Origin of the sequence: Pseudomonas sp. HS6-2 (assembly GCF_049325675.2) — a bacterium.
GTDB classification, from domain to species: domain Bacteria; phylum Pseudomonadota; class Gammaproteobacteria; order Pseudomonadales; family Pseudomonadaceae; genus Aquipseudomonas; species Aquipseudomonas putida_N.
This window is the reverse complement of the sequence record NZ_CM143906.1, coordinates 5,760,200-5,784,358: the sequence shown is the minus strand read 5'-3', so window position 1 is coordinate 5,784,358 and position 24,159 is coordinate 5,760,200. Positions and strand designations below refer to the sequence as shown.

Annotated in this window: 21 protein-coding genes; 12 read left to right on the top strand and 9 right to left on the bottom strand. The window is 63.8% G+C overall.

From position 1 onward, the window contains the following. Positions 1-230: 230 nt before the first annotated feature. From glpE to ACOKS3_RS27130, 7 genes are all read right to left on the bottom strand, one after another. Complete coding sequence (glpE, locus tag ACOKS3_RS27160) at positions 231-560, bottom strand: thiosulfate sulfurtransferase GlpE (protein WP_103448723.1); 330 nt, start codon at positions 558-560, stop codon at positions 231-233. Positions 561-574: 14 nt separating this feature from the next. Next, a complete protein-coding gene (locus ACOKS3_RS27155; RefSeq protein ID WP_103448724.1) occupies positions 575-1,441 on the bottom strand; it encodes a symmetrical bis(5'-nucleosyl)-tetraphosphatase in 867 nt (288 codons plus the stop codon). After that, the gene (apaG, locus tag ACOKS3_RS27150; RefSeq protein ID WP_027917463.1) at positions 1,441-1,821 is read right to left on the bottom strand and encodes a Co2+/Mg2+ efflux protein ApaG; all 381 of its coding nucleotides are present in this window, start codon (positions 1,819-1,821) and stop codon (positions 1,441-1,443) included. Before apaG ends, ACOKS3_RS27155 begins: the two co-directional genes overlap by 1 nt. 134 nt (positions 1,822-1,955) lie before the next feature. Next, positions 1,956-2,756 carry a 16S rRNA (adenine(1518)-N(6)/adenine(1519)-N(6))-dimethyltransferase RsmA gene (rsmA, locus tag ACOKS3_RS27145; RefSeq protein WP_422764553.1) on the bottom strand — a complete coding sequence of 267 codons (801 nt, stop codon included), beginning with the start codon at positions 2,754-2,756 and terminating at the stop codon, positions 1,956-1,958. Continuing rightward, a complete protein-coding gene (gene pdxA, locus ACOKS3_RS27140) occupies positions 2,753-3,742 on the bottom strand; it encodes a 4-hydroxythreonine-4-phosphate dehydrogenase PdxA (protein WP_103448726.1) in 990 nt (329 codons plus the stop codon). Before pdxA ends, rsmA begins: the two co-directional genes overlap by 4 nt. Further along, positions 3,739-5,058, bottom strand: a complete 1,320-nt coding sequence (locus ACOKS3_RS27135) for a peptidylprolyl isomerase (RefSeq protein ID WP_103448727.1) — start codon at positions 5,056-5,058, stop codon at positions 3,739-3,741. The genes pdxA and ACOKS3_RS27135 overlap by 4 nt, the downstream gene beginning before the upstream one ends. Next, positions 5,039-7,837 carry an LPS-assembly protein LptD gene (locus ACOKS3_RS27130; RefSeq protein WP_422764554.1) on the bottom strand — a complete coding sequence of 933 codons (2,799 nt, stop codon included), beginning with the start codon at positions 7,835-7,837 and terminating at the stop codon, positions 5,039-5,041. Before ACOKS3_RS27130 ends, ACOKS3_RS27135 begins: the two co-directional genes overlap by 20 nt. A 130-nt stretch (positions 7,838-7,967) precedes the next feature. On the opposite strand from ACOKS3_RS27130, the gene ACOKS3_RS27125 reads away from it, so the two are divergent. Genes ACOKS3_RS27125 through ACOKS3_RS27115 form a run of 3 tightly spaced genes read left to right on the top strand, consistent with a single transcriptional unit; the run spans position 7,968 to position 10,421 of the window. Next, entirely contained in the window at positions 7,968-8,987 is a 1,020-nt protein-coding gene (locus ACOKS3_RS27125; RefSeq protein WP_103448729.1) for an aminoglycoside phosphotransferase family protein, read from the top strand. Then, the gene (gene murU, locus ACOKS3_RS27120) at positions 8,984-9,655 is read left to right on the top strand and encodes an N-acetylmuramate alpha-1-phosphate uridylyltransferase MurU (RefSeq protein WP_422764555.1); all 672 of its coding nucleotides are present in this window, start codon (positions 8,984-8,986) and stop codon (positions 9,653-9,655) included. The genes ACOKS3_RS27125 and murU overlap by 4 nt, the downstream gene beginning before the upstream one ends. Before the next feature lies 1 nt (position 9,656). Beyond that, on the top strand, positions 9,657-10,421 hold the full coding sequence (locus ACOKS3_RS27115; RefSeq protein ID WP_103448731.1) for a TerB family tellurite resistance protein: 765 nt from the start codon (positions 9,657-9,659) through the stop codon (positions 10,419-10,421). A 34-nt stretch (positions 10,422-10,455) separates the two neighbouring features. Here the strand turns inward: ACOKS3_RS27115 and ACOKS3_RS27110 are convergent, their stop codons facing one another. Beyond that, on the bottom strand, positions 10,456-11,454 hold the full coding sequence (locus tag ACOKS3_RS27110; RefSeq protein ID WP_103448732.1) for an alpha/beta hydrolase family protein: 999 nt from the start codon (positions 11,452-11,454) through the stop codon (positions 10,456-10,458). Positions 11,455-11,549: 95 nt separating this feature from the next. Between ACOKS3_RS27110 and ACOKS3_RS27105 the strand changes: the two genes are divergently transcribed. From ACOKS3_RS27105 to trpE, 9 genes are all read left to right on the top strand, one after another. After that, complete coding sequence (locus ACOKS3_RS27105; protein WP_422764556.1) at positions 11,550-13,937, top strand: PAS domain-containing sensor histidine kinase; 2,388 nt, start codon at positions 11,550-11,552, stop codon at positions 13,935-13,937. Between the two features lie 10 nt (positions 13,938-13,947). After that, positions 13,948-14,577, top strand: coding sequence for a response regulator (locus ACOKS3_RS27100; RefSeq protein WP_103448734.1), 630 nt, complete (start codon positions 13,948-13,950; stop codon positions 14,575-14,577). A gap of 140 nt (positions 14,578-14,717) precedes the next feature. Then, complete coding sequence (locus ACOKS3_RS27095; protein ID WP_103448735.1) at positions 14,718-15,842, top strand: ABC transporter ATP-binding protein; 1,125 nt, start codon at positions 14,718-14,720, stop codon at positions 15,840-15,842. Positions 15,843-15,882: 40 nt separating this feature from the next. Further along, entirely contained in the window at positions 15,883-16,917 is a 1,035-nt protein-coding gene (locus ACOKS3_RS27090; RefSeq protein ID WP_103448736.1) for an ABC transporter substrate-binding protein, read from the top strand. Positions 16,918-16,977: 60 nt separating this feature from the next. After that, positions 16,978-18,225: an ABC transporter permease gene (locus tag ACOKS3_RS27085; RefSeq protein ID WP_103448737.1), complete on the top strand. Its 1,248-nt coding sequence runs from the start codon at positions 16,978-16,980 to the stop codon at positions 18,223-18,225. 11 nt (positions 18,226-18,236) lie between these two features. Further along, a complete protein-coding gene (locus ACOKS3_RS27080; RefSeq protein WP_079226329.1) occupies positions 18,237-19,064 on the top strand; it encodes an ABC transporter permease in 828 nt (275 codons plus the stop codon). A 93-nt stretch (positions 19,065-19,157) separates the two neighbouring features. After that, positions 19,158-19,832, top strand: coding sequence for a ribulose-phosphate 3-epimerase (gene rpe / locus ACOKS3_RS27075; protein WP_103448738.1), 675 nt, complete (start codon positions 19,158-19,160; stop codon positions 19,830-19,832). Beyond that, positions 19,829-20,647 (top strand): phosphoglycolate phosphatase, encoded by an 819-nt coding sequence (locus ACOKS3_RS27070; protein WP_422764557.1) that lies wholly within the window; start codon positions 19,829-19,831, stop codon positions 20,645-20,647. The genes rpe and ACOKS3_RS27070 overlap by 4 nt, the downstream gene beginning before the upstream one ends. A gap of 70 nt (positions 20,648-20,717) precedes the next feature. After that, entirely contained in the window at positions 20,718-22,199 is a 1,482-nt protein-coding gene (gene trpE / locus ACOKS3_RS27065) for an anthranilate synthase component I (RefSeq protein WP_422764558.1), read from the top strand. A gap of 32 nt (positions 22,200-22,231) precedes the next feature. Here the strand turns inward: trpE and estP are convergent, their stop codons facing one another. Continuing rightward, positions 22,232-24,112 carry an esterase EstP gene (gene estP, locus ACOKS3_RS27060; RefSeq protein ID WP_422764559.1) on the bottom strand — a complete coding sequence of 627 codons (1,881 nt, stop codon included), beginning with the start codon at positions 24,110-24,112 and terminating at the stop codon, positions 22,232-22,234. Between the last annotated feature and the right edge of the window lie 47 nt (positions 24,113-24,159).

Sequence of the window (24,159 nt, the reverse complement as noted above, 5' to 3'; positions counted from 1 at the left end):
GCATGCAACCGGGTTCGCCGATTGCTGTATACCCCCCAGAACACCCTGTAACGCTACCGATGACCCGCACGCCGGTGTACCGGCTCTCCCCTTTTTCTGGATGGCCTGCGCTTAAGAATAGTTGGTTATCCGCAAGATCAAGGGCGGGCGGCGGAGAAGTTGCGAACGACCGTTCGTCAGGTGGGCTGCGAGCCCGCGTGGGACGCGGGCTGGAGTAAAAATGAAAAAAATTATTCGGCGGTGCCCTGGGCGGTCTCGGCCGGGTAGGTGCTACGCCACAGTTCGAAGCCGCCATCGACGCTGTACACGTCGGAGAAGCCCTGGCCGACCAGGTAGGCGGCTGCGCTCTGGCTGGAATTGCCGTGGTAGCAGACCACCAGGGTCGGTGCATCCAGGTCGGCATTGCGGATGAACTCGGCGACCGAGTGGTTATCCAGATGCATGGCGCCGGTGATGTGGCCAGCGGCAAAGGCTTGCGAGTCGCGAATGTCGACGACTACCGCACCTTGCGCGCGCAGGGCCAGGGCCTGCTCGGGAGGGATGCGCTTGAATTCGCTCATGGGTACGGTTCTCTTCAGGGTTGATCGTTCAGTGTAGTGGCTTGTGGCGGCAGGCGGACATGGCCATCGTCGGTACAGTCGCAGCGCTGGTATTCGCCGCTGTCGACGTTGTACAGGGTCATGGCGCCGCCCCACACGCAGCCGGTGTCGAGGGCGATGATGCCGGGTTCGTTGACCTGGCCTTGGAGGGCAGCCCAGTGGCCGAAGATGATCTTCACGTGGCGCGAGCGGCGGTCCTTGTGCGCATACCAGGGCTTGTAGCCTTTGGGTGCGGTATCGAGGCCTTCTTTGCTCTTGAGGTCGAGCTTGCCTGCCGCGGTGCAGAAGCGCATGCGCGTGAGGTAGTTGGTGATCACCCGCAAGCGCTCGACACCGGTGAGGTTCTTGCTCCACTTGTTCGGCTCGTTGCCGTACATGCCGTCGAGGTAGAGTTGCAGGCGGTTGTCGTCGCGCAGCACTTGCTCGACTTCTTCGGCCAGTTGCAGTGCCTGGCCCAGGGTCCATTGCGGCGGAATACCGGCATGGACCAGGGCGATGCCGCGCGGCTCATCGTAATGCAGCAGCTTCTGCTGGCGCAGCCAGTCAAGCAGTTGATCGGCGTCCGGCGCTTCGATGATCTCGCGCAGGGTGTCGCTTTTCTTCAGGCGCTCGACGTTGTGCCAGGCGGCCAGCAGGTGCAAATCATGGTTGCCCAGCACGCATACCAGCGATTGGCGGATCGAATAGAGGTAACGCAGGGTTTCCAGCGAGTCGGGGCCGCGGTTTACCAGGTCGCCGACCAGCCACAGGCGGTCGACCGCCGGGTTGAAGTTGACCCGTTCGAGCAGGCACTTGAGCGGCCCCAGGCAGCCTTGCAGGTCTCCGACGGCGTAGGTGGCCATCAGTGCAGCGCCCCAGGCACCGCGAGGCGGAAGGGTGCGATGTCGGCTTCGAAGCGCTTGCCGTCTTCGGCGAACATTTCGTAGCTGCCCTGCATGGTGCCGACGCGTGTGCTGATCACCGCGCCGCTGCTGTAGGTATGGCTCTGGCCGGGCTCGATGGTTGGCTGTTGGCCAACTACGCCGGCACCGCGCACTTCCTCGACCTCGCCATCACCGTTGGTGATCAGCCAGTGACGCGACAACAGCTTGGCTTTGACCGAGCCGTTGTTTTGCACGGTGATGGTGTAGGCGAAGGCGAAGCGACTGCTTTCGGGGTCGGATTGATCTTTCAGGTAACGGGTCACGACGCTGACGTCGATCTGATAGCGAGGGTCGGACATGCAAGGGCCTTGGGCGAACTGACGCAATAATGCAGTCTAGGCCATTGGCAGGGGGGAGGGCCAGCGGCGCGCAGCCTCGGGGGAGTGCGGCCTCTTCGCGTCCAACCGTCGCGAAGAGGCCAGTACAGGCTGAATCAGGCCTGCTGGTCGGCCAGCTGATCGGCCAGGCGCACGAAGGCCGCCAGGTCGAGCTGTTCAGGGCGCAGGCTGCCATCCACGCCTGCGGCTTCGATGGCGGCGCTGTCGAGCAGTCCTTTCATGGTGTTGCGCAGGGTCTTGCGACGCTGGTTGAACGCTTCACGCACCACTTGCTCCAGCAACCGTGCATCCTTGGCAGGGTGGGGCAGCACTTCGTGCGGTACCAGGCGCACGATCGCTGAGTCGACCTTCGGCGGCGGGTTGAACGCGCCCGGGCCCACGTTGAACAGGTGTTCCACCCGGCAGTGGTACTGCACCATGATCGACAGGCGGCCCCAATCACCACCGCCTGGGCCGGCCGCCATGCGCTCGACCACTTCCTTCTGCAGCATGAAGTGCATGTCACGGATCAGCCCGGCGTGGCTGAGCAGGTGGAAGATCAGCGGGGTGGAGATGTTGTACGGCAGGTTGCCGACCACCTTGAGGCTGCGCGGCGGCACACCAAGCTGGTTGAAGTCGAACTTCAGGGCGTCGCCCTGGTGCAGGCGGAAATTGCCGCGGCCGGCAAACTTGTGTTGCAGGATCGGCACCAGGTCCTTGTCCAGCTCCACCACGTCCAGCTGGGCGCCACTGCCCAGCAGGCCTTCGGTCAGGGCGCCTTGGCCCGGGCCGATTTCCAGCAGGTGTTCGCCAGCCTTGGCGTTGATGGCGCGCAGGATGCGGTCGATGATGCCCGCATCGTGCAGGAAGTTCTGGCCGAAGCGCTTGCGCGCCCGGTGTTGGTATTGCTCGTTCATGGTCGGTTCTCGGCCATCTGGTAGGCGGTTTCCAGGGCGACGCGCAGGCTGCCGGTGTCGACCTTGCCGCTGCCGGCCAGGTCCAGGGCGGTGCCGTGGTCGACCGATGTGCGGATGATCGGCAGGCCCAGGGTCACATTGACGGCAGCGCCAAAGCCTTTGTACTTGAGTACGGGCAGGCCCTGGTCATGGTACATCGCCAGCACCGCGTCGCAGTGCTCCAGATATTTGGGGGTAAACAGGGTATCGGCCGGCAGCGGGCCGCGCAGGTCCATGCCTTCGGTACGCAGGCGGGCCAGCGTTGGCTCGATGATGTCGATTTCTTCGCGGCCAAGATGGCCGCCTTCCCCGGCATGCGGGTTGAGGCCGCAGACCAGGATGCGCGGGTTGGCAATGCCGAACTTGTCGCGCATATCAGCGTGCAGGATGCGGGTGACCCGCTCCACGCGCTCGGCAGTGATGGCGTCGGCAATGTCTCGCAGCGGCAGGTGCGTCGTCACCAGGGCGACACGCAAGCCACGGGTGGCCAGCATCATCACTACCTGGGCGGTGCTGGTGAGGTCGGCAAGGAATTCGGTATGGCCGGAGAAGGCGATACCGCTTTCGTTGATCACGCCCTTGTGCACCGGCGCGGTGATCATCCCGGCGAATTGCCCGTCAAGGCAGCCTTGGCCGGCACGGGTCAGGGTTTCCAGCACGAACGCCGCGTTGGCCTTGTCCAGCTGGCCTGGCACCACTGGCGCGGCCAGGGGTGTGTCCCACACATACAGGCTGCCGGCAGGCGCAGGCAGGTCGGGCCATTGGCCTGGCATTACCGGCAGCAGGTTGACAGCCAGCCCCAGCTGCGCGGCCCGCTCGGCGAGCAGGTCACGGCTGGTGATGGCAATCAGGGGGTGGGGCTGGGCGTCGGCGGCGAGCAGCAGGCACAGGTCGGGGCCTATGCCGGCTGGTTCGCCGGGAGTGACGGCGAAGCGCAGGGGCTTCACTGTGCGGCCTGGTCAGCGCCAGGCAGCTTGATTTCAACGTAGGCTTCGTCGCGGATCTGGCGCAGCCAGGTCTGCAGCTCTTCGTCGTACTTGCGGTTGCGCAGCACGTTCATGGCCTGTTGCTCACGCGCCTGCTCGGTGCTGTCGGTGGCACGGCGGCCCAGCACTTCAAGGACGTGCCAGCCGTACTGGGTCTTGAACGGTTTGGTCACCACGCCTTGCTGGGCGTTGGCCATCTGCTCGCGGAACTCCGGTACCAGGCTGTTCGGGTCAACCCAGTTGAGGTCGCCGCCGTTGAGTGCGGAACCAGGGTCTTCCGAGAAGCTCTTCGCCAGCTCGCCGAAGTCCTCGCCGTTCTGGATGCGGTCGTACAGGCGCTCGGCCAGCTGTTTGGTGGCTGCTTCGCTGCGGATTTCGCTCGGCTTGATCAGGATGTGGCGGACATGCACTTCGTCACGCAGCACGTTCTCGCCGCCACCGCGCTTCTCCTCGAGCTTGAGGAGGATAAAGCCGTTGGGGATGCGAATTGGCTGGGTAATGTCGCCGACCGCCATGCTGCTGAGCATCTTGGCGAAGTCCGGTGGCAGCTGGGCCGCTTTACGCCAGCCCATCTCACCACCCTCAAGGGCGTTTTCGCTGGCCGAGTTGGCAATCGCCACCTGGCCGAAGTCGGCACCCTGGCGCAATTGCTGGTACAGGTCGCCGACCTTGCGCGCAGCCTTCTGGATGTCGTCCGAGTTGGCGGCTTCCGGGGTCGGGATGAGGATGTTGGCCAGGCGGTACTCTTCCGACATCTGCATCTTGCCCATGTCCGAGGCGAGGAAGTTCTTCACTTCCTGCTCGGAAACCTGGATGCGCTCGGCAACGCGGCGCTGACGCACGCGGCTGATGATCATCTCGCGCTTGACCTGCTCACGGGCGTCGTCGAACGACAGGCCATCATGGGCAAGGGCGGCGCGGAACTGCTCCAGGGACATGCCATTGCGCTGGGCAATGGTGCCGATGGCCTGGTTCAGCTCTTCGTCGGTGATGCGGATGCCCGAACGTTCGCCGATCTGCAGCTGCAGGTTCTCGACGATCAGGCGTTCCAGTACCTGCTGCTCCAGTGCGCCAGTCGGCGGCACGCCGCCGCCGCGCTTGGCGATGGTCTGCTGCACCTCGTGGACACGCTGGTCCAGTTGGCTCTGCATGACCACGTCGTTGTCGACGATGGCCACCACGCGGTCGATGGGTTGTACCGCGGCATGCACCGCGCCACTCAGCAATGCAGCGCCCAGCAACACCGGGCGCAGTCGATCAATAAGCTTGGTCTTCACGTGTACGGTAACCTTGAATGCCTTGGTCGAGGAACGATTCCACCTTGTTGCCCACTACGCCGCCGAGGCCTTTCAGGACGATTTGCAGGAAGATGCCGTGGTCGCCTTTTTCGTTTGCAGGGGTAGCCTGGCTGAAGTCGTCGTAGTCGACCCAGTAACGGTTGATCAGGCGCAGCTTCCAGCAGCAGTTGTCGTACTCGAAGCCGCCCATGGCTTCCAGGGTACGGTTGCGGTTGTAGTCATGCTGCCAGCGGGCGATCACGTTCCATTGCGGTACGACCGGCCAGATGACCGAGAAGTCGTGCTGCTGGATCTTGTAGTAATCCTTGATGTAGTTCGGATCGCCCGGCGTGCCATAGTCGCCGCCGCCCACTTTCCAGGTACCGGTAGTGGAGTCGTAGGCGATGGTGTCGTTGCGGTAGCGATAACCGACGTTGACGATCTTGTTCGGGTTGTCTTCAGGCTGGTAGTGGAACATCGCGCTGCCCGAGCGGGTGCTGCGGCTGTCCGGGTCCCAGTTGAAGTCCGAATTGAAGCGCCAGTCGCGGTTGAAGTAGTAGTTGTACAGCAACGCGTACGGCGACACATCCGACAGCGAGTCCTTGCGGGTACGGTAGTCGATGCCTGGCAGCTGGACCTTGCGGTCCTTGAAGTAGTAAGCCTGGCCGATGCTGAAATTCTGACGCTCGAAGCCGTTGTCCTCGATCCAGCGCGTGGTCACGCCCAGCGACAGCTTGTTCTCGTCACCGATGCGGTCGGTGCCGGAGAAGCGGTTGTCGCGGAACAGCGAGTCGTAGCTGAACAGGGTTTCACCCGTATCGAACAGCGGGATGTCCTTCTGGTCCTTGTACGGGACGTAGAGGTAGTACATGCGCGGTTCGAGGGTCTGCCGGTAGTTGGTACCGAACAGCGACGTGTTGCGGTCGAAATACAGGCCGCTGTCGACCGAGGCGATCGGAATGTCACGGTTCAGCGTGCTGTTGTAGCTGCCGTATGCCGGGTTGGCCGATTGCGCAATCGCCTGTGCCTGGCCTTGGCTGTCCAGGTCGAGGTCATAGTGCGTGTACGCATACTTCAGCTTGGGCGTGATGTAGCCATAGCTGGCTTGCATCGGCAGGCTGATCGACGGCGCGACATTCAGGCGCGTACCGTTGGCCCGCGCAATACCAGTGATGTTCTGGTCCAGGCGGCGGCCATCGGGACCGGCGGTGGTGTCGAGGTTGCCGTCCTTGTCGAATACCTTGTCGTTCTTCAGGTCACGATCAAAGCGTACCGCTTCGGTTTCGTAACCCATGTCCAGGCCACCTGGATGGAACGGCAGCGCGCCGTTGAGGGTGATCTGCGGCAGTTTGTCGTACGGGGTGATCTGCGACAGGGTCGCCATCTCGTACGCTTGTGCATTCAGGCGGGCGGTGTAAGTGTCGCCACGCCAGGTCAGGGCACCTTGCTGGTTGACCACGTCCCGGCTCTTGACGCCGATCTGGTCGGTTTCAAGGTCCTGGAAGTAGAACGGATCGCTGATGTCGGTGTAGTCAACTTCAGTCATCAGGCGCTCGTCCAGGCCACCTTTGTGCTGCCAGTTGATCATCCAGCGTTCTTTCTTGTAGTCCGTCTGCAGCTTGCGGTCGTCGTCCTCGTCATTGAGGTAGCCGCCACCGAACTGGCCTTCGCTGGACTTGGTCAGGTAGCGGAACTCGCCTTCCATCAGCATGCCGCGCTTGGTCATGTAGCGCGGGTACAACGTGGCGTCATAGTTGGGCGCCAGGTTGAAGTAGTAAGGCGTGACCAGCATGAAGCCGGTGTCGCTGGTGCTGCTGAACGACGGCGGCAGGAAGCCGGACTGGCGACGGTCATCGATCGGGAAGTAGATGTACGGTGTGTAGAGCACCGGGAAATCTTTGACCCGCAGGGTGACGTTTGTCGCGGTACCGAAACCGGTCGCCGGGTTCAGGGTGATGTTGTTGCCCTTCAGCTGCCAGGCGTTGCTGCCCGGTTCGCACGTGGTGTACGTACCGTCCTTGAGACGGATGATGGCGTTTTCGCCACGCTTGGCGTACAGGGCGTTGCCGCGAATGTGCGACTTGTGCATCACGTATTCGGCGTTGTCGACCTGGGCTTCGCCGGTATCGAGCTGAATCTGCGCCTGGTCACCGACGACCAGCGAGCCGTTGTCGCGGATCTTGACGTTGCCCTTGAGCTCACCACGGTTCTCGGCCTGGTACAGGTTGGCCTCGTCGGCTTCGGCCTGCATGCTGCCCTGACGCATGACCACGTCACCGGCGAGGGTAGCGATCTGCTGCTCCTGCTGGTACTTGGACACCTTGGCGTTGATGTAGGTCGGCGATTCGTCCTTGGGCGTGGAGTCGGCCATGCCTGGGCGAGTGGGCTCGATGTACGCGCCACCGCAGTACGGGCCGGTTTCGGCCAGCTGGGCTGCAGTGAGCTTCTCGCGTGGAACCCAGTCGAGGTGGCTGTAGTCTTCGCTGCGCGACTTCAGGCCACGGCCCTTGGCCTCGGTGACCAGCATCGGCTTGTCAGCGGACTCGGCCGGCTCGGCTTCGGTGCCCGACGTGAGCGCGGCGCCTTCATGCACCGGGCGCGGAGGCAGGTTGTTGGCTGGGGTCTTGGGCTTGCAGTCCCAACCACCGGAGGCGGACACTTGGCAGTCGAACTGCTCGGCAGCCACCACATAGGGGGTGGCCAAAGGTTGCATGGCCAGCAGGCCGCCGGTCACCAGCAACGGAAACTTTCTACGAAACGCGGGGGATTTCAATGCCATCTTATTAGTCCGGGCTTCCTGCGTGCCATCTGCCCGCGTGTGGGGCCGCACGCCTCTCGATGGTCTGAAAAAGATGCTGGATAATAAAGCATGACCCGCTTGACGGCTAGGGCCGTCGGAGACCCTTGTAATGCCTGAACACGATGTACGCCTGCAACAACTGACCGTCTGGCTCCGTGAGCAGCTCGATCAGCTTTTCCGCGACAACGCCTGGGGTGAGGTGCCTGAGGGCAGCCTGACTGCCGCCAGCAGCGATGCCAGCTTCCGCCGTTACTTCCGCTGGCAGGGCGCAGGCCACAGCTTCGTGATCATGGACGCGCCACCGCCACAGGAAAACTGCCGACCATTCGTCGCCATTGATCATCTGCTGGCCCGCGCAGGCGTGCATGTGCCGCAGATTCATGCGCAGGACCTGGAACGTGGTTTCCTGTTGCTGGGTGATCTGGGCCACCAGACATACCTGGACATCATTCAGGCTGACAACGCCGATGCATTGTTCGCGGATGCCATCGAGGCTCTGCTGGCTTTCCAGCGCCTGCCGATGGACGCGCCGCTGCCCAGCTACGACGACGCCTTGCTGCGCCGTGAAGTCGAACTGTTCCCAGAGTGGTACGTTGGCCGCGAGCTCGGCCTGGCCCTCACTGATGCGCAGAAAGCCAGCTGGCAGCGTATCAGCCAACTGCTGATCGACAGCGCCCTGGCCCAGCCCAAGGTACTGGTGCACCGGGACTACATGCCGCGCAACCTGATGCAGAGCACCCCGAACCCAGGGGTACTGGACTTCCAGGACGCGGTTTATGGGCCGGTCACCTACGACATCACCTGCCTGTTCAAGGATGCGTTCCTCAGCTGGCCGCAGGCGCAGGTCGAAGGCTGGCTGCGCAGCTACTGGGAGCAGGCGCAGGCTGCGGGCATTCCGGTACAGCCGGTATTCGACGATTTCCAGCGCGCCAGCGACCTGATGGGCGTGCAGCGCCATCTCAAAGTGATCGGTATCTTCGCGCGAATCTGCCATCGTGACGGAAAACCGCGTTATCTGGCCGACGTCCCGCGATTCTTCGCCTATATAGATGAAGTGGTCAGCCGTCGCCCGGAGCTTGCCGAACTGGGCCAGCTGATCGCCGAGTTGCAAGACGGAGCGCGTGCATGAAGGCGATGATTCTTGCAGCAGGCAAAGGCGAGCGCATGCGCCCGCTGACCCTGCATACCCCAAAACCGCTGGTGCCAGTCGCGGGTCGGCCACTGATCGAGTATCACCTGCGCGCGCTGGCGGCGGCCGGGTTTACCGAGGTGGTGATCAACCACGCCTGGCTTGGCCAGCAGATAGAGGACCATCTGGGCGATGGCAGCCGGTTCGGCCTACGCATTCGCTACTCGGCCGAAGGTGAGCCGCTGGAAACCGGCGGTGGCATCTTCAAAGCCCTGCCATTGCTGGGGAATGAACCGTTCGCCCTGATCAACGGCGATATCTGGACCGACTATGACCTCAGCCTCCTGCGCGCGCCGCTGCGCGGGCTGGCGCATCTGGTGCTGGTCGATAACCCCGGCCATCACGGGCGTGGCGACTTCCGTCTGAGCGAGGGTCGGGTGGTCGATGGTGACGACGCCCCCGGCACGCTGACCTTCAGCGGCCTCTCGGTGCTGCACCCGGCCTTGTTCGAAAGCTGCCAGGCGGGCGCCTTCAAGCTGGCGCCGTTGCTGCGCCAGGCGATGGCGTCAGGCCAGGTGAGCGGTGAGCATTTCCGCGGCCACTGGGTGGATGTCGGTACCCTGGAGCGCCTGGCCGAGGCCGAGCGCTTGATCGGCGAGCGCGCCTGACATGTGGTGGCCAGGCACGGTAATCGGGCTGGGCGCAGGCTTTGCGGTCGCCAGCATCCCCGGTGCGTTGCTCGGTGCCTTGTTGGGCCAGGCGATGGACCGACGCATTCGCTTGCAGGGCTGGGACGACATGTGCGAGCGCCTGGGCGGTCGCCCGGTCTTGCAGGACGATGAATTGCTGTTCGTCTTGCTCGGGCGGCTGGCCAAGAGCGATGGCCGTGTGGCCGAGCAGCACATCCAGCAGGCGCGGCAGGAAATGGTCCGCCTGGACATGGCCGAGGCTGCGCGTTTGCGGGCCATAGCCGCGTTTAACCGAGGCAAGGCTGGCAAAGACCGGCTGTCCGGTCACCTGCGCCGCATCCGCCTGCAGCCGCATGCCGCCGAGGGTACCTTGCGAGCCTGCTGGCGCATGGCCTGGGCCGACGGCAAGGCTGGGCGGCACGAGCGTGAACTGCTGCTGGAGTGGGGGCACAAGCTGGGCCTGAGCCGGCGTCAGGTGCAGGCGATGTCACTGGAGTACGAGCCGCGCAAGGCACCGGTGTCAGCGGGTGTGATGAACTTCGCGGCAGCGCTGCGCTTGCTGGGCGTCGAGGCCGACACCGAGGGGGACCAGGTCAAGCAGGCTTACCGGCGCCTGGTCAGCAAGCATCATCCCGACAAACTGGCGGGCAGCGGAGCAAGCGAGGCGCAAGTGCGCGAGGCGACCGAGCGGACCCGCGAGCTGCACCAGGCCTATGCGATCGTTCGCAAGCGGGGCGGGTTCTAGAAGGGGGCGCCTGGGCGCCCCTGGCAACCTGAAACTACTGTTGCGGGCTCATCCAGCCCCGAACCCTGCGGAACAATTGCTCCTGTTCACCGTCCTTGTTGGCCGGCATGGCAATCAGTGACAGCTGCTTGTATTGGCTGTCCTTCTGCCGCTTGCTGGCCTGCAAGCGCTGCGCCGCCGCATTGCGGTCCCCTGTACGGGTGGCGTAGTAGAGGTCGGCCGTCGGCACTTTGAGGGTTGGCGCAAGGCTTTCCAGGTCGTGCTCGACCCGGGCCGGCGTCTGTGCGGCAACCATCACCAGCTTCTGCACCTGCGGCGGTTGCTTTTCGCTCAGGTAGCGTGCTGCCCAATAGGCGCCACTGCCGTGGCCAATCAGCACGATGCTGCGCGAGTTGTGCTGTTGGGCATAGGCCACGGCAGCATCCAGGCGAGCGAAGATGCGTTCGGCATCGGCCGCGTCGTTCTGTTCGCTGGCCTGCTCGGCGTCGGTGCTTTCTGCGGTATCGGTGTCGGCGGCGGTGGCCTGGGCGATGTTGGCGTTGGCGTCGGCGGGGGTGTCTTTGGCCGGTGCGCTTTCGCCTGCTTTCTTCTCAGGCGCTGGCGCCGGCCTGTCCTCTACCCGCGCTTGCGGGGCGTCAGCGAGCAGGTCGGGCAGGCTCACGCTCAGGCTGTGCCAGCCGATATCCGGGAACTTACGCCGTAACGGGCCGACTGTGTTGGGCCAGTCGGCATTCTCGCCAGCGCCCGGGACGATGATCACGGCACCCTGCGGATCACTGTCGTTGGCCGGCTTCCACAGGGCCAGGAAACTGTCCGCTCCGGCCTGCAGGGTCTGTTGTTCGGCTTTTGGCACCAGGCGCTCCAGGGCTTGCGCGTCTTCCTGGCTACGCTCCAGCAGCGGCGGGCGTGGCGCCGGGGCGGCGGGCGCCTCGGCTGGTGCCTCCGGCTTGGCGGCGTCAGCGGCCAGGGCGCCGAGTGGTAGGAGCGAGGCCAGGCAGCACATTGCCAGCGTCGTGCGATAAAGTGTGGACATGAATCAACCCAAGGCCAGAATGATACCGGCAGCCTAATAGTATTTGCCCGCGGCGGCCATGCTGCATGGCCGCCCTTGCCAAGACGAGCGTGTAGATGAAGCGATTGCGTCGCCTGTTGGTTATCGGCTGGTTGTGCCTGCCCTTGATCGCCTTGGCACGGCCGCAAGTGCCGCCAACGGTGACACTGGAGCCTGCCCAGCAGCAATGGCTCGAGAGCCATCGCAGCCTGCGTGTCGGCTTGGTGCTGCAGGCGCCCTACGCTCAGTTTGACCGCCGCCTGCAGCAACTTTACGGCGCCAACGTCGAGTTGGTGAACTGGCTGGGGCAAGCGCTGGGCCTGGACCTGACCTGGCGCAACTTCACCGACCAGGCCAGCCTTGAACATGCCTTGCAAGCGGGGGAGATCGATTTCGCCCCGGGGCTGACGCAAACACCGGCCAGCTTGCGCCTGTGGCTGTTCAGCGACCCTTACATGCGAGTACCGCAGCTGGTGGTGGGGCCGCGTACCGGGGCGATGGCCGTGGAGCTGGAAAAGCTCGATGCTGAAACCCGCGTCGCAGTGCGCATGCCCAGTGCCCTTGCCGACTATCTGCGTGGCAACTACAGCGGCCTCAATCTTCAGGGCGTGCCCAGCGAGCGCGAGGCTTTGCAACTGGTGGTCGGTGGCCAGGCCAGTTACGCCGTGCTCGATGAGGCACAGCTGAGTCGGCTATCACGGGAAAGTGAGTTCGCCGAGCTGGTGGTGGTAGGTGATATTGGTTTGCCGCAGTTGCTGCGAGTGGGTTCGCGACGCGACTGGCCGGTGCTTGCCGATGTGCTCGAACGCGGGCTGCAGGCCATGCCGGCCAAGGAACTGGAGCAACTTCATCAGCGTTGGTTGCAGCCCAAGTACCCGCGCTTGAGTGAGTCGCCGGGCTTCTGGCAGAACCTGGCCTTGCTGTTCGGCATGTTGCTGCTGTGCGCCCTGGCCACGCTGGTGTGGCAGCGTCGGCAGCAACGCCAGCTGGAACGCAGCCTGCTGGCCGCACGGGAAAGCCTGACCGAGCGGCAGGGGCGCGAAGAGGCACTGCGCCTGAGCCAGTTCGCCATCGATCAGAGCACGGTGGGCATTCTCTGGGTCAACTGGGACAGCCATGTACGCTACGCCAACCATGCGGTGGAACACATGCTCGGCTATGCCGAGGCCGAGCTGCTGGAGCGCCCGCTGATCGACTTCGAGCCGAACCTGACCATGGACCGCTGGCTCGAACTGTGGAAGGGCGCCCGTGCCGGCGATGGCGGTGCCCGACAATTCGAAACCCAGTGTCGACGCGCCGACGGCAGCTTGCTACCGGTGGAACTGTCGCTCAGTTTCCTGCGCTTTCGCGATGCCGAATACCTGGTGGTATACCTCGCCGATGTCACCGAGCGCCATCGCGCACTGGCGGCCTTGCGCGAAAGCGAGGCGCGGCTCAAGGGCATCGCCGGCAACGTGCCGGGCCTGGTGTTCCGCCTTGAGCCAGCACCTGCCGAAGGTGAGCCGGAATTTCCGTACATCAGCGAGGGCAGCGAGGCGCTGGTCGGCTACACGCCCGCGCAGATCCAGCACCCACTGATGGGTTTGCGCAATCTCGTTCACCCAGACGATCGGGCCGATTATCACCAGGTCCAGGATCTGGCGATTGCCAGCGATCAGGACTGGTCGTGGCAGGGGCGTATCCTCACCCGTCAGGGCGAGCAGCGCTGGGCCGACATCAAGGCCAGTGCCCGGCGTTTGCCCAATGGCCGGGTGGCGTGGGACGGTATCGTCTGGGACATCACCCAAGGCAAGCGCGCCGAGCTGGCGCTGGCCCAGTCGCAGGAGCAGCTGCGCGAGCTGTCGGCGCACCTGGAGAGCGTGCGCGAAGAAGAAAAGGCCCGCATCGCCCGTGAAGTGCACGATGAACTTGGGCAGATGCTGACCGTGCTCAAGCTGGAAGTGTCGATGTGCGAGCTGGCGTTTGCCGAGCTGGATCCTGGCCTGCACCAGCGCCTGGGCAGCATGAAGCGCCTGATCGCCCAGCTGTTCCAGCTGGTGCGCGACGTCGCCACCGCGTTGCGTCCACCGATCCTCGACGCGGGCATCGCCTCGGCCATCGAATGGCAGGCGCGGCGCTTCGAAGCGCGCACGCAGATACCGTGTCTGGTACAGGTACCGGATAATCTGCCAGCATTGAGCGATGCCAAGGCCACCGGCCTGTTCCGCATCCTGCAGGAGGCGCTGACCAACGTGATGCGCCATGCCCAGGCTCACAGCGTTGAGATCGAGCTGGTGCGTGAAGACGGGCAACTGCGCATGACCGTCAGTGACGATGGCACCGGCTTCTGCCAGGACCAGCCCAGGCCCACGTCGTTCGGCCTGGTCGGCGTGCGTGAGCGGGTGCTGATGCTCGGTGGCAGCATGGCGCTGGACAGTGAACCAGGCGAGGGCACCAGCCTGAGCGTGGCCATTCCCTTGGAGTAGGAGAGCGAGCGTGATTCGAGTGCTGGTGGCCGAAGACCACACCATTGTCCGGGAAGGTATCAAGCAGTTGATCGGCCTGGCCAAGGACATGCAGGTGGCGGGGGAGGCCGGGAATGGCGAGCAATTGCTCGAGACCCTGCGCCACACGCCTTGCGAGGTGGTATTGCTGGATATCTCCATGCCGGGGGTAAATGGCCTGGAGGCGATTCCGCGCATCCGCGCGCTGAACGATGCCCCGGCGATCCTGATGCTGTCGATGCACGATGAGGCGCAGATGGCTGCCCGCGCGCTGAAAGCCGGTGCAGCGGGCTATGCGACCAAGGACAGCGACCCGGCCCTGTTGCTCACGGCGATTCGCCGGGTGGCAGGGGGCGGGCGCTATATCGACCCGGCACTGGCCGACCGCATGGTTTTCGAGGTGGGCCTGACCGAGAGCCGGCCACTGCACACGCTGCTGTCGGAGCGCGAGTTCTCGGTGTTCGAGCGCCTGGCCCAGGGCGCCAACGTCAACGACATCGCCCAACAGCTGGCACTGTCGAGCAAGACCATCAGCACCCACAAGGCCAGGCTGATGCAGAAGCTCAAGGTCAATTCGCTGGCGGAACTGGTGAAGTACGCCATGGAGCACAAGCTGGTCTGATTGCGACATCCTTGTAGGGATTGCCCTACAACAAATCTTCCAGCGGGATGATGGCATTCTCTCAGCACCGCCGATTTCCGGGCGCTTGCGGCTCTTCTACTCTTTTGCCTACGCAGTCATTCCAACAAGAAGGTGCAGGCATGAGCGAGGCGAATTCGAACGCTGCCACCGGCGAGACGCTGGTCAGCTTCCGTGGTGTGCAGAAGAGCTACGACGGCGAATCGCTGATCGTCAAAAACCTCAACCTGGACATTCGCAAGGGTGAATTCCTCACCCTGCTCGGCCCTTCCGGCTCGGGCAAGACCACCAGCCTGATGATGCTGGCCGGTTTCGAAACCCCCACCGCCGGTGAAATCCAGCTGGCCGGGCGTTCGATCAACAACGTGCCGCCGCACAAGCGTGACATCGGCATGGTGTTCCAGAACTACGCACTGTTCCCGCACATGACCGTGGCCGAGAACTTGGCCTTCCCGCTAACCGTACGCGGCCTGAGCAAGACCGACATCAGCGAGCGGGTCAAGCGGGTACTGAACATGGTCCAGCTCGATGCCTTCGCCAAGCGCTACCCCGGCCAGCTTTCCGGTGGTCAGCAGCAGCGTGTGGCGCTGGCCCGGGCGCTGGTGTTCGAACCTCAGCTGGTGCTGATGGACGAACCGCTGGGCGCCCTCGACAAGCAGCTGCGTGAACATATGCAGATGGAGATCAAGCATATTCACCAGCGCCTCGGCGTGACCGTGGTCTACGTGACCCACGACCAGGGTGAGGCGCTGACCATGTCCGACCGCGTGGCGGTGTTCCACCAGGGCGAGATCCAGCAGATCGCCGACCCGCGCACTCTCTATGAAGAACCCTGCAACACCTTCGTCGCCAACTTCATCGGCGAGAACAACCGCATCAACGGCACCCTGCTGGCCAGCGATGGCAAGCGTTGCCAGGTGCAGCTGGCCCGCGGCGAGCGGGTCGAGGCGCTGGCGGTGAACGTCGGCCATGCCGGCGAGCCGGTGACCCTGTCGGTACGCCCCGAGCGCGTGCGCCTCAACGGCCACAGCGAAAGCTGCGTCAATCGCTTCTCTGGCCGCGTGGCCGAGTTCATCTACCTGGGCGACCACGTACGGGTGCGCCTGGAAGTCTGCGGCAAGGCCGACTTCTTCGTGAAGCAGCCGATCGCCGAGCTCGACCCGGCGCTGGCCGTGGGCGATGTGGTACCGCTGGGCTGGGAGGTGGAGCACGCCCGCGCGCTCGATCCGATTGCCGAAGCCCACTGATGGATTGCTTCACCAACCCTGTACTGTGGAGAGAATAATAATGCGCAAGCAGTTGAAACTGACCGCCCTGGCCCTCGGCCTGTGCGTCGCTGGCCAGGCCATGGCGGCGGACCTGACCGTGGTTTCCTTCGGCGGTGCCAACAAGGCGGCCCAGGTCAAGGCGTTCTACGAGCCATGGGAGAAGGCCGGCAAGGGCAAGATCGTCGCGGGCGAGTACAACGGTGAAATGGCCAAGGTCAAAGCCATGGTCGACACCAACAGCGTGTCGTGGAACCTGGTGGAGGTGGAGTCGCCAGAGCTGGCTCGTGGTTGCGACGAAGGCATGTTCGAGGAGCTCGACCCGGCGCTGTTCGGCAACGAGTCCGATTATGTGAAGGGTGCCATCCAGCCTTGCGGCGTGGGCTTCTTCGTCTGGTCCACGGTGCTGGCCTACAACGCCGACAAACTCAAGACCGCACCCACCAGCTGGGCTGACTTCTGGGACACCAAGAAATTCCCGGGCAAGCGTGGCTTGCGCAAGGGCGCCAAGTACACCCTGGAGTTCGCCCTGATGGCCGACGGCGTTGCGCCGAAGGATGTGTATCAGGTGCTGGGTACCAAGGAGGGTGTGGACCGCGCCTTCAAGAAGCTCGACGAGCTCAAGCCGAGCATCCAGTGGTGGGAAGCCGGCGCCCAGCCGCCACAGTACCTGGCCTCGGGTGACGTGGTCATGAGCTCGGCCTACAACGGCCGCATCGCCGCGGTGCAGAAAGAGAGCAACCTAAAGGTGGTGTGGAACGGCGGTATCTACGACTTCGACGCCTGGGCGATCCCGAAAGGCGCCAAGGATGTGGAAGAAGCGAAGAAGTTCATCGCCTACACCGTGCAGCCAGAGCAACAGAAGACCTACTCCGAGAACATCGCCTACGGCCCGGCCAACTCCAAGGCCGTCCCGCTGCTGGCCGATGCGGTGAAGAAGGACATGCCGACCACGCCTGAGAACATCGCCAACCAGGTGCAGATCGACGTGGCCTTCTGGGCCGACAACAGCGAGCAGCTGGAGCAACGCTTCAACGCCTGGGCGGCGAAGAAGTAACAACCCGGGAAGCGGGGCCGCTGTGCGGCCCCAATTTCAGCCTGTATCGCGGAGTTCGCCATGGCCATTGCAGTGCCCCTCAACGAAGGCGCAGGTCCAAGCCTCAAGCAGCGCCTCAAGCATGCCGAGCGGGTCAACCGCTGGAAGGCGCAGGCGTTGATCGCGCCGCTGGCGCTGTTTCTTCTGCTGGTGTTCCTGGTGCCGATCGCGGCGCTGCTGTACAAGAGCGTCGGCAACCCGGAAGTGGTCGGCGGCCTGCCGCGCACGGTCGAGGTGATCAGCCAGTGGGACGGCAAGAGCCTGCCGGGCGAAGACGTCTACAAGGCACTTAGCCAGGACCTGGCCGAATCGCGCAAGAACCAGACCCTGGGCGACCTCTCCAAACGCCTGAACATGGAGCTGGCCGGCTACCGCAGCCTGTTGGCCAAGACTGCACGGGCGCTGCCGTTCAAGGCCGAACCTGCCTCCTATAAAGATGCCTTGCAGGCTCTCGACGAGCGTTGGGGCGACCCGGCCTACTGGCAGGCAATCCGCCGCAATACCAGTTCGGTGACTTCGTTCTACCTGCTGGCTTCGCTCGACCACCGTATCGATGACCTCGGCGAGCTGGCCAAGGCTACCCCCGACCAGGCCATCTACCTGGATATCTTTGCCCGCACCCTGTGGATGGGTGTGGTGATCACCGCCATCTGCCTGGTGCTGGCCTATCCGCTGGCCTACCTGCTGGCCAACCTGCCGACGCGGCAGAGCAACCTGCTGATGATCCTGGTGCTGCTGCCGTTCTGGACCTCGATCCTGGTGCGGGTGGCCGCATGGATCGTGCTGCTGCAGTCCGGCGGCCTGATCAACAGCGCGCTGATGGCGATGGGCATCATCGACCAGCCGCTGGAGCTGGTGTTCAACCGCACCGGGGTGTACATCTCGATGGTGCACATCCTGCTGCCGTTCATGATCCTGCCGCTGTACAGCGTGATGAAAGGCATTTCGCCGAGCTACATGCGTGCGGCGATTTCGCTGGGCTGCCACCCGTTCGCCAGCTTCTGGCGGGTGTATTTCCCGCAGACCTACGCCGGTGTGGGTGCCGGTTGCCTGCTGGTGTTCATTCTGGCCATCGGCTACTACATCACCCCGGCACTGCTCGGCAGCCCGAACGACCAGATGGTCAGCTACTTCGTCGCCTTCTACACCAACACCAGCATCAACTGGGGCATGGCCACCGCGCTGGGCGGGCTGTTGCTGCTGGCGACCGTGCTGCTGTACCTGATCTATAGCTGGCTGGTCGGCGCCAGCCGCCTGCGCCTGAGCTGAGGAGCCTTGAGATGCTGAGCCCCTACATGTCGCCCGTCGAGCGGGTGTGGTTCTACACCCTGCGCATCCTCTGCGGTCTGATCCTGCTGTTCCTGGTATTGCCGGTGCTGGTAATCGTGCCGTTGTCGTTCAACAGCGGCAGTTTCCTGGTGTACCCGCTGCAGGGCTTTTCGCTGCAGTGGTACCACGACTTCTTCGCCTCGGCCGAGTGGATGCGGGCGCTGAAGAACAGCATCATTGTGGCGCCAGCGGCCACGGTACTGGCCATGGTGTTTGGCACCCTGGCGTCGATCGGCCTGACCCGTGGTGATTTCCCGGGCAAGTCGCTGGTGATGGCGCTGGTGATTTCGCCGATGGTGGTGCCGGTGGTGATCATCGGTGTGGCCAGCTACCTGTTCTTCGCCCCGCTGGGCCTGGGCAACAGCTTCATCTCGCTGATCCTGGTGCACGCGGTGCTGGGTGTGCCGTTCGTCATCATTACCGTGTCGGCGACCCTGCAGGGCTTCAACTACAACCTGGTACGTGCGGCGGCCAGCCTCGGTGCCTCGCCTTTGCTGACCTTCCGTCGAGTGACTTTGCCGCTGATTGCCCCCGGGGTGATCTCGGGAGCGCTGTTCGCCTTTGCCACGTCGTTCGACGAAGTGGTGGTGACGCTGTTCCTCGCCGGGCCGGAGCAGGCAACCTTGCCACGGCAGATGTTCAGCGGCATTCGCGAGAACCTCAGCCCGACCATTGCGGCGGCGGCGACCCTGTTGATTGCCTTCTCGGTGGTCTTGTTGCTGACCCTGGAGTGGTTGCGTGGACGTAGCGAGAAGCTTCGTACCCAACAACCCGCCTGAAGCAATGGTGTGGTCGGGGTTGATACCAATCAGCCCCGATCCGTTTCCCTGAGTTACAATGCGCGCCACCGTGATTCTGCCAACAGGTGCGCCATGCAGCCCTACGCTATTGCCCCCTCCATTCTCTCTGCCGATTTCGCCCGTCTGGGCGAGGACGTCGACAAGGTTCTGGCCGCGGGTGCCGACATCGTTCACTTCGATGTCATGGACAACCACTACGTACCCAACCTGACCATTGGCCCGATGGTCTGCACCGCACTGCGCAAGTACGGCGTGACCGCGCCAATCGACGTGCACCTGATGGTCAGCCCGGTCGACCGCATCATCGGCGACTTCATCGAGGCCGGCGCCACCTACATCACCTTCCACCCGGAAGCCTCGCAGCACATCGACCGTTCGCTGCAACTGATCAAGGATGGCGGCTGCAAGGCCGGCCTGGTGTTCAACCCGGCCACCAGCCTGGACGCCCTGAAGTACGTGATGGACAAGGTCGACATGGTCCTGCTGATGAGCGTCAACCCAGGCTTCGGCGGGCAGAAGTTCATCCCCGGTACCCTCGACAAGCTGCGTGAAGCCCGCGCGCTGATCGACGCCAGCGGCCGCGATATCCGCCTGGAGATCGATGGTGGCGTCAACGTCAATAACATCCGCGAAATCGCCGCCGCTGGCGCTGACACCTTCGTGGCCGGCTCGGCGATCTTCAACGCCCCGGACTACCAGGAAGTCATCGCCAAGATGCGCTCCGAACTGGCCCAGGCCCGCCCATGAGTGGCTTCGAGCAGCTGTTCCCGGGGACGCTGCCCAGGCTGGTGATGTTCGATCTGGACGGTACCCTGATCGACTCGGTACCCGACCTGGCTGCCGCCGTGGACCGCATGCTGCTCGAACTGGGGCGCCCGCCCGCCGGCCTTGAGGCCGTGCGCCACTGGGTTGGCAACGGCGCCCAGGTGCTGGTGCGCCGCGCCCTGGCCGGTGGCATCGAGCATGATGCCGTGGACGATGCGCTGGCGGAAAAGGGCCTGGCGCTGTTCATGGATGCCTATGCCGAAAGCCATGAGCTCACCGTGCTCTACCCTGGGGTGAAGGACACCCTGCGCTGGCTGCAGAAGCAAGGCGTGGAAATGGCGCTGATCACCAACAAGCCGGAGCGTTTCGTCGCGCCATTGCTCGACCAGATGAAGATCGGCCGCTATTTCCGCTGGATCATCGGCGGCGATACCTTGCCGCAGAAAAAGCCCGACCCGGCAGCGTTGCTGTTCGTCATGCAGATGGCCGGTGTCAGCCCGCAGCAGTCGCTGTTTGTCGGCGATTCGCGCAGCGATGTGCTGGCGGCCAGGGCGGCCGGCGTGCAATGCGTGGGCCTCACCTACGGCTACAATCATGGCCGGCCGATCACCGAGGAGTCCCCCAGCCTGGTGATCGACGACCTGCGCGCACTGCTGCCCGGTTGCGCAGACCCGGCCACTGGGATAACGTTGGCGGACCTTCAAGCCTCCCAAGACAGAGAGTCCACCGTGGCGGTCACTGGCAAATTCTGGATGAAAGTCATCAAGGCCCTGGCCCGTTGGCGCTGGCGCGCCTGACTTATGCCCGCCGGCGCCTGCCGGCCCGTCCGCTTGCCCGACCCCATTGCTGCTTGCCACGAGGCTACCCATGACCCGCGAAGAATTCCTGCGCCTGGCCGCTACCGGCTACAACCGCATCCCTTTGGCCTGTGAAACCCTGGCCGACTTCGACACGCCGCTGTCGATCTACCTGAAGCTGGCCGACCAAGCCAACTCCTACCTGCTCGAGTCCGTGCAGGGCGGCGAAAAGTGGGGCCGTTACTCGATGATCGGCCTGCCGTCGCGCACCGTGATGCGCGTGCATGGCTACCACGTGAGCATCCTGCAGGATGGCGTGGAAGTGGAAAGCCACGATGTCGAGGACCCGCTGGCCTTTGTCGAAAGCTTCAAGGACCGCTACAAGGTCGCCGACATCCCTGGCTTGCCGCGTTTCAACGGCGGCCTGGTCGGCTACTTCGGCTATGACTGCGTGCGCTATGTCGAGAAGCGCCTGGGTGACAGTCCAAACCCGGACCCGCTGGGCGTGCCGGACATCCTGCTGATGGTTTCCGACGCGGTGGTGGTGTTCGACAACCTGGCGGGCAAGATGCACGCCATCGTGCTGGTCGACCCGGCAGAAGAGCAGGCCTTCGAGCAAGGCCAGGCACGCCTGCAACGCCTGCTGGAGAAACTGCGCCAGCCCATCACCCCTCGCCGTGGCCTGGACCTGAGCGGGCCGATGGCTGCCGAGCCGGAATTCCGTTCCAGCTACACCCGTGATGACTACGAGAACGCGGTGGGCCGTATCAAGGAATACATCCTGGCCGGTGACTGCATGCAGGTCGTGCCGTCGCAGCGCATGTCGATCGACTTCAAGGCTGCCCCCATCGACCTGTACCGCGCGCTGCGCTGCTTCAACCCGACGCCGTACATGTACTTCTTCAATTTCGGCGACTTCCATGTGGTCGGCAGCTCGCCGGAAGTGCTGGTGCGGGTGGAAGACAACCTGGTCACCGTGCGCCCGATTGCCGGAACCCGCCCGCGTGGAGCTACCGAGGAGGCCGACCGTGCTCTGGAAGACGACCTTCTTTCGGACGACAAAGAGATCGCCGAGCACCTGATGCTCATAGACCTGGGCCGCAACGACGTGGGCCGGGTGTCCTCGACCGGTAGCGTGCGCCTGACCGAGAAGATGGTGATCGAGCGCTACTCGAACGTGATGCACATTGTGTCCAACGTGACCGGCCAACTGCGTGAAGGCCTGACCGCGATGGATGCGCTGCGGGCAATCCTGCCGGCGGGTACCTTGTCGGGCGCGCCGAAGATTCGCGCGATGGAGATCATCGACGAGCTGGAGCCAGTCAAGCGTGGCGTTTACGGTGGTGCGGTCGGTTACTTCGCCTGGAACGGCAACATGGATACCGCGATTGCCATCCGTACTGCGGTGATCAAGGACGGCGAACTGCACGTGCAGGCTGGTGGCGGCATCGTTGCCGACTCGGTGCCGGCGCTGGAGTGGGAAGAGACCATCAATAAGCGCCGGGCAATGTTCCGTGCCGTGGCGCTGGCTGAGCAGACTACCGCCAAGTAAATCGATTGGGGCCGCAAAGCGGCCCCAATGTTTTAGAAGTCCACGCTGACTCCAAGGCTGACACCTTGCTGAGTCAACTCATCACTCTTGCGCCAGTTATAGTTCCCGCGCAGATGCACCCCCGCCATGAGCTCATGAGTCACCCCCAGGCTCGCCCGAGTCAGATCACTGTGCGGCGTATACCCGGTCAACGTGAAGTCATTCGCTGGCAAAGTGGTCAGGTGCAAGGTCACATCCTGCTGATCATCCTCGAATTCATGCTCCTGCGCCACCTCGGCGAACAGCCGGGTGCTCGGCAGTACCTGTACGCTGCCTAGCAGCCCAACGCCCAGGCGCCGTGAAGTCCGCTCCTGGTCATCGACGCCCAGTGCTGTCGAGCGCCCGCTTTTCTCGTCATAGCCATCGACCTTCACCCGCGCATAATCGGCACTGATAAACGGTGCCAGTTGCCAGCGACTGCTGTCGGCCGCCAGGTTGTAGCCCATCCGGGCCGTCACGGCCCAGGCCTCGCCATCGGTGTCGCCCTTCTCGCTGCGGTCGTTGACGCCAAGCGCAAAGGTGCGCTTGAGGTCGTGGTAATCCAGATGGCCGGCGCTCAGTGCGGCGTCGGCCCACCAGCGGTCTTGACGAAACTGGGCGAAGGCGCTGGCCAGGTAGCTGTCGAGCTTGTAGTCCGAGTCTTGTTCACCGGCCTCCAGCTTCTGCCGGTACACGCCACCGGCAAGGCCCAGGCGCCAGGCATCATTGAGCCGGTAACTGCCGCCCAAGGTCAGGTTGTAGCCGTGCCCGTCAGCGCTGGCCGCACTGTGCTGGTCATCGAAGTCCAGATCCTGCCCGCCAGTGCTGACGAAGGCCTGCCATTGGCCCACTGCCTGCCAGGGTGTCTGCCACTGGTTGCGCAGTTCGTCCTGGTGCGCGCGGAGGCTGGCGTGGGCCATTTCCGGCAGCAAGGTCAGCTCCCAAGGGGCGGAAATGATCGAGTAGGCGTAATCCGCGATCAGTTGCTGCCCGGCGATGGTCGGGTGTACCGAGTCGTTGAACAGCAGTTTGGTTGGGTCTGGCGTTATGCCGTTGATGCCATATACCGGGTTTTGCACGCATCCTTCGCCGCTGTAGCAGGTGCCAACAAGGTTCTGGCCGGTGGCCAGACCGAACTGACTGGGGCTGGCCAACGCCTCGCTCAGTAGCACAGGAATGTTCAGGGGGATGATTTCGGCATCGACCTGCCTCAGTTGGCTGAGCAGCGACTGGTTAAACGCGCTGGACAGCTGCGACAGCGGGTTCTGCTGTGGCGTACCGCTGAAGTTGGGGGTCTGCCCCAGGTCGGGCAGCAGCCAGACCACGATGTAACGGGCGCCGCCTTGCTGCAGGGCCTGGGCGCTAGCTGCCAGGCGGCCTCCGGCGGCCACGGCGTCGGCAGGGCTGTTTATCTGGCCCTGAAGAAAATCATTGCCGCCACCGGTCAGGTAGTAAAGGGCATTGGGGTCGGCGCGCAGGCCGTTGGCCAGGTAGCCTGGCTTTTCTCGCAATACCTGCCCGGCGCCGGGGCGCCCTGGCGGGATGATCGTCTCAGACGTGGTGGTGATCGAATCCAGAATCTGCTGGGTGGTGTAGCCACCGACCGCCCAGTTGTTGCCATCGGCAAGTCCCAGCGCCTGGTTGACGGGGGAGGTGGAAGGGCCCAGCTCTGTCGGGCTCACACCCAACCGCCCGCCCAGGATCATCGGCGACACCGGGGCATAGTTGCCATTGGCATCGCGGTTGGTGAAGCGCGCGCCACCAAACTGCCCGGCATCACTGAGGCTGTCGCCAAACACGATCAGGGTGGAGTAGGGCGAGGGGGCGGCGAAGGCCTGGCTGCAAGCCAAGGCCAATGAGGCAAAGGTAAAGCGCAACAACGGTGCTTTTCGCATCAGAGAACATCCTTTTCTTTATTTTTATCAGGACAACCCGATCGACC

Bases quoted from the DNA above. Each gene is read 5' to 3' on its own strand.
- ACOKS3_RS27155 (WP_103448724.1), bottom strand. From the start codon at position 1,441: ATGGCCACCTACGCCGTCGGAGACCTGCAAGGCTGCCTGGGGCCGCTC.
- ACOKS3_RS27090 (WP_103448736.1), top strand. From the start codon at position 15,883: ATGCGCAAGCAGTTGAAACTGACCGCCCTGGCCCTCGGCCTGTGCGTC.
- ACOKS3_RS27105 (WP_422764556.1), top strand. From the start codon at position 11,550: ATGAAGCGATTGCGTCGCCTGTTGGTTATCGGCTGGTTGTGCCTGCCC.
- apaG (WP_027917463.1), bottom strand. From the start codon at position 1,821: ATGTCCGACCCTCGCTATCAGATCGACGTCAGCGTCGTGACCCGTTAC.
- rsmA (WP_422764553.1), bottom strand. From the start codon at position 2,756: ATGAACGAGCAATACCAACACCGGGCGCGCAAGCGCTTCGGCCAGAAC.
- rpe (WP_103448738.1), top strand. From the start codon at position 19,158: ATGCAGCCCTACGCTATTGCCCCCTCCATTCTCTCTGCCGATTTCGCC.
- ACOKS3_RS27115 (WP_103448731.1), top strand. From the start codon at position 9,657: ATGTGGTGGCCAGGCACGGTAATCGGGCTGGGCGCAGGCTTTGCGGTC.
- ACOKS3_RS27130 (WP_422764554.1), bottom strand. From the start codon at position 7,837: ATGGCATTGAAATCCCCCGCGTTTCGTAGAAAGTTTCCGTTGCTGGTG.
- estP (WP_422764559.1), bottom strand. From the start codon at position 24,112: ATGCGAAAAGCACCGTTGTTGCGCTTTACCTTTGCCTCATTGGCCTTG.
- ACOKS3_RS27085 (WP_103448737.1), top strand. From the start codon at position 16,978: ATGGCCATTGCAGTGCCCCTCAACGAAGGCGCAGGTCCAAGCCTCAAG.
- glpE (WP_103448723.1), bottom strand. From the start codon at position 560: ATGAGCGAATTCAAGCGCATCCCTCCCGAGCAGGCCCTGGCCCTGCGC.
- trpE (WP_422764558.1), top strand. From the start codon at position 20,718: ATGACCCGCGAAGAATTCCTGCGCCTGGCCGCTACCGGCTACAACCGC.
- ACOKS3_RS27080 (WP_079226329.1), top strand. From the start codon at position 18,237: ATGCTGAGCCCCTACATGTCGCCCGTCGAGCGGGTGTGGTTCTACACC.
- murU (WP_422764555.1), top strand. From the start codon at position 8,984: ATGAAGGCGATGATTCTTGCAGCAGGCAAAGGCGAGCGCATGCGCCCG.
- ACOKS3_RS27125 (WP_103448729.1), top strand. From the start codon at position 7,968: ATGCCTGAACACGATGTACGCCTGCAACAACTGACCGTCTGGCTCCGT.
- ACOKS3_RS27070 (WP_422764557.1), top strand. From the start codon at position 19,829: ATGAGTGGCTTCGAGCAGCTGTTCCCGGGGACGCTGCCCAGGCTGGTG.
- ACOKS3_RS27110 (WP_103448732.1), bottom strand. From the start codon at position 11,454: ATGTCCACACTTTATCGCACGACGCTGGCAATGTGCTGCCTGGCCTCG.
- ACOKS3_RS27095 (WP_103448735.1), top strand. From the start codon at position 14,718: ATGAGCGAGGCGAATTCGAACGCTGCCACCGGCGAGACGCTGGTCAGC.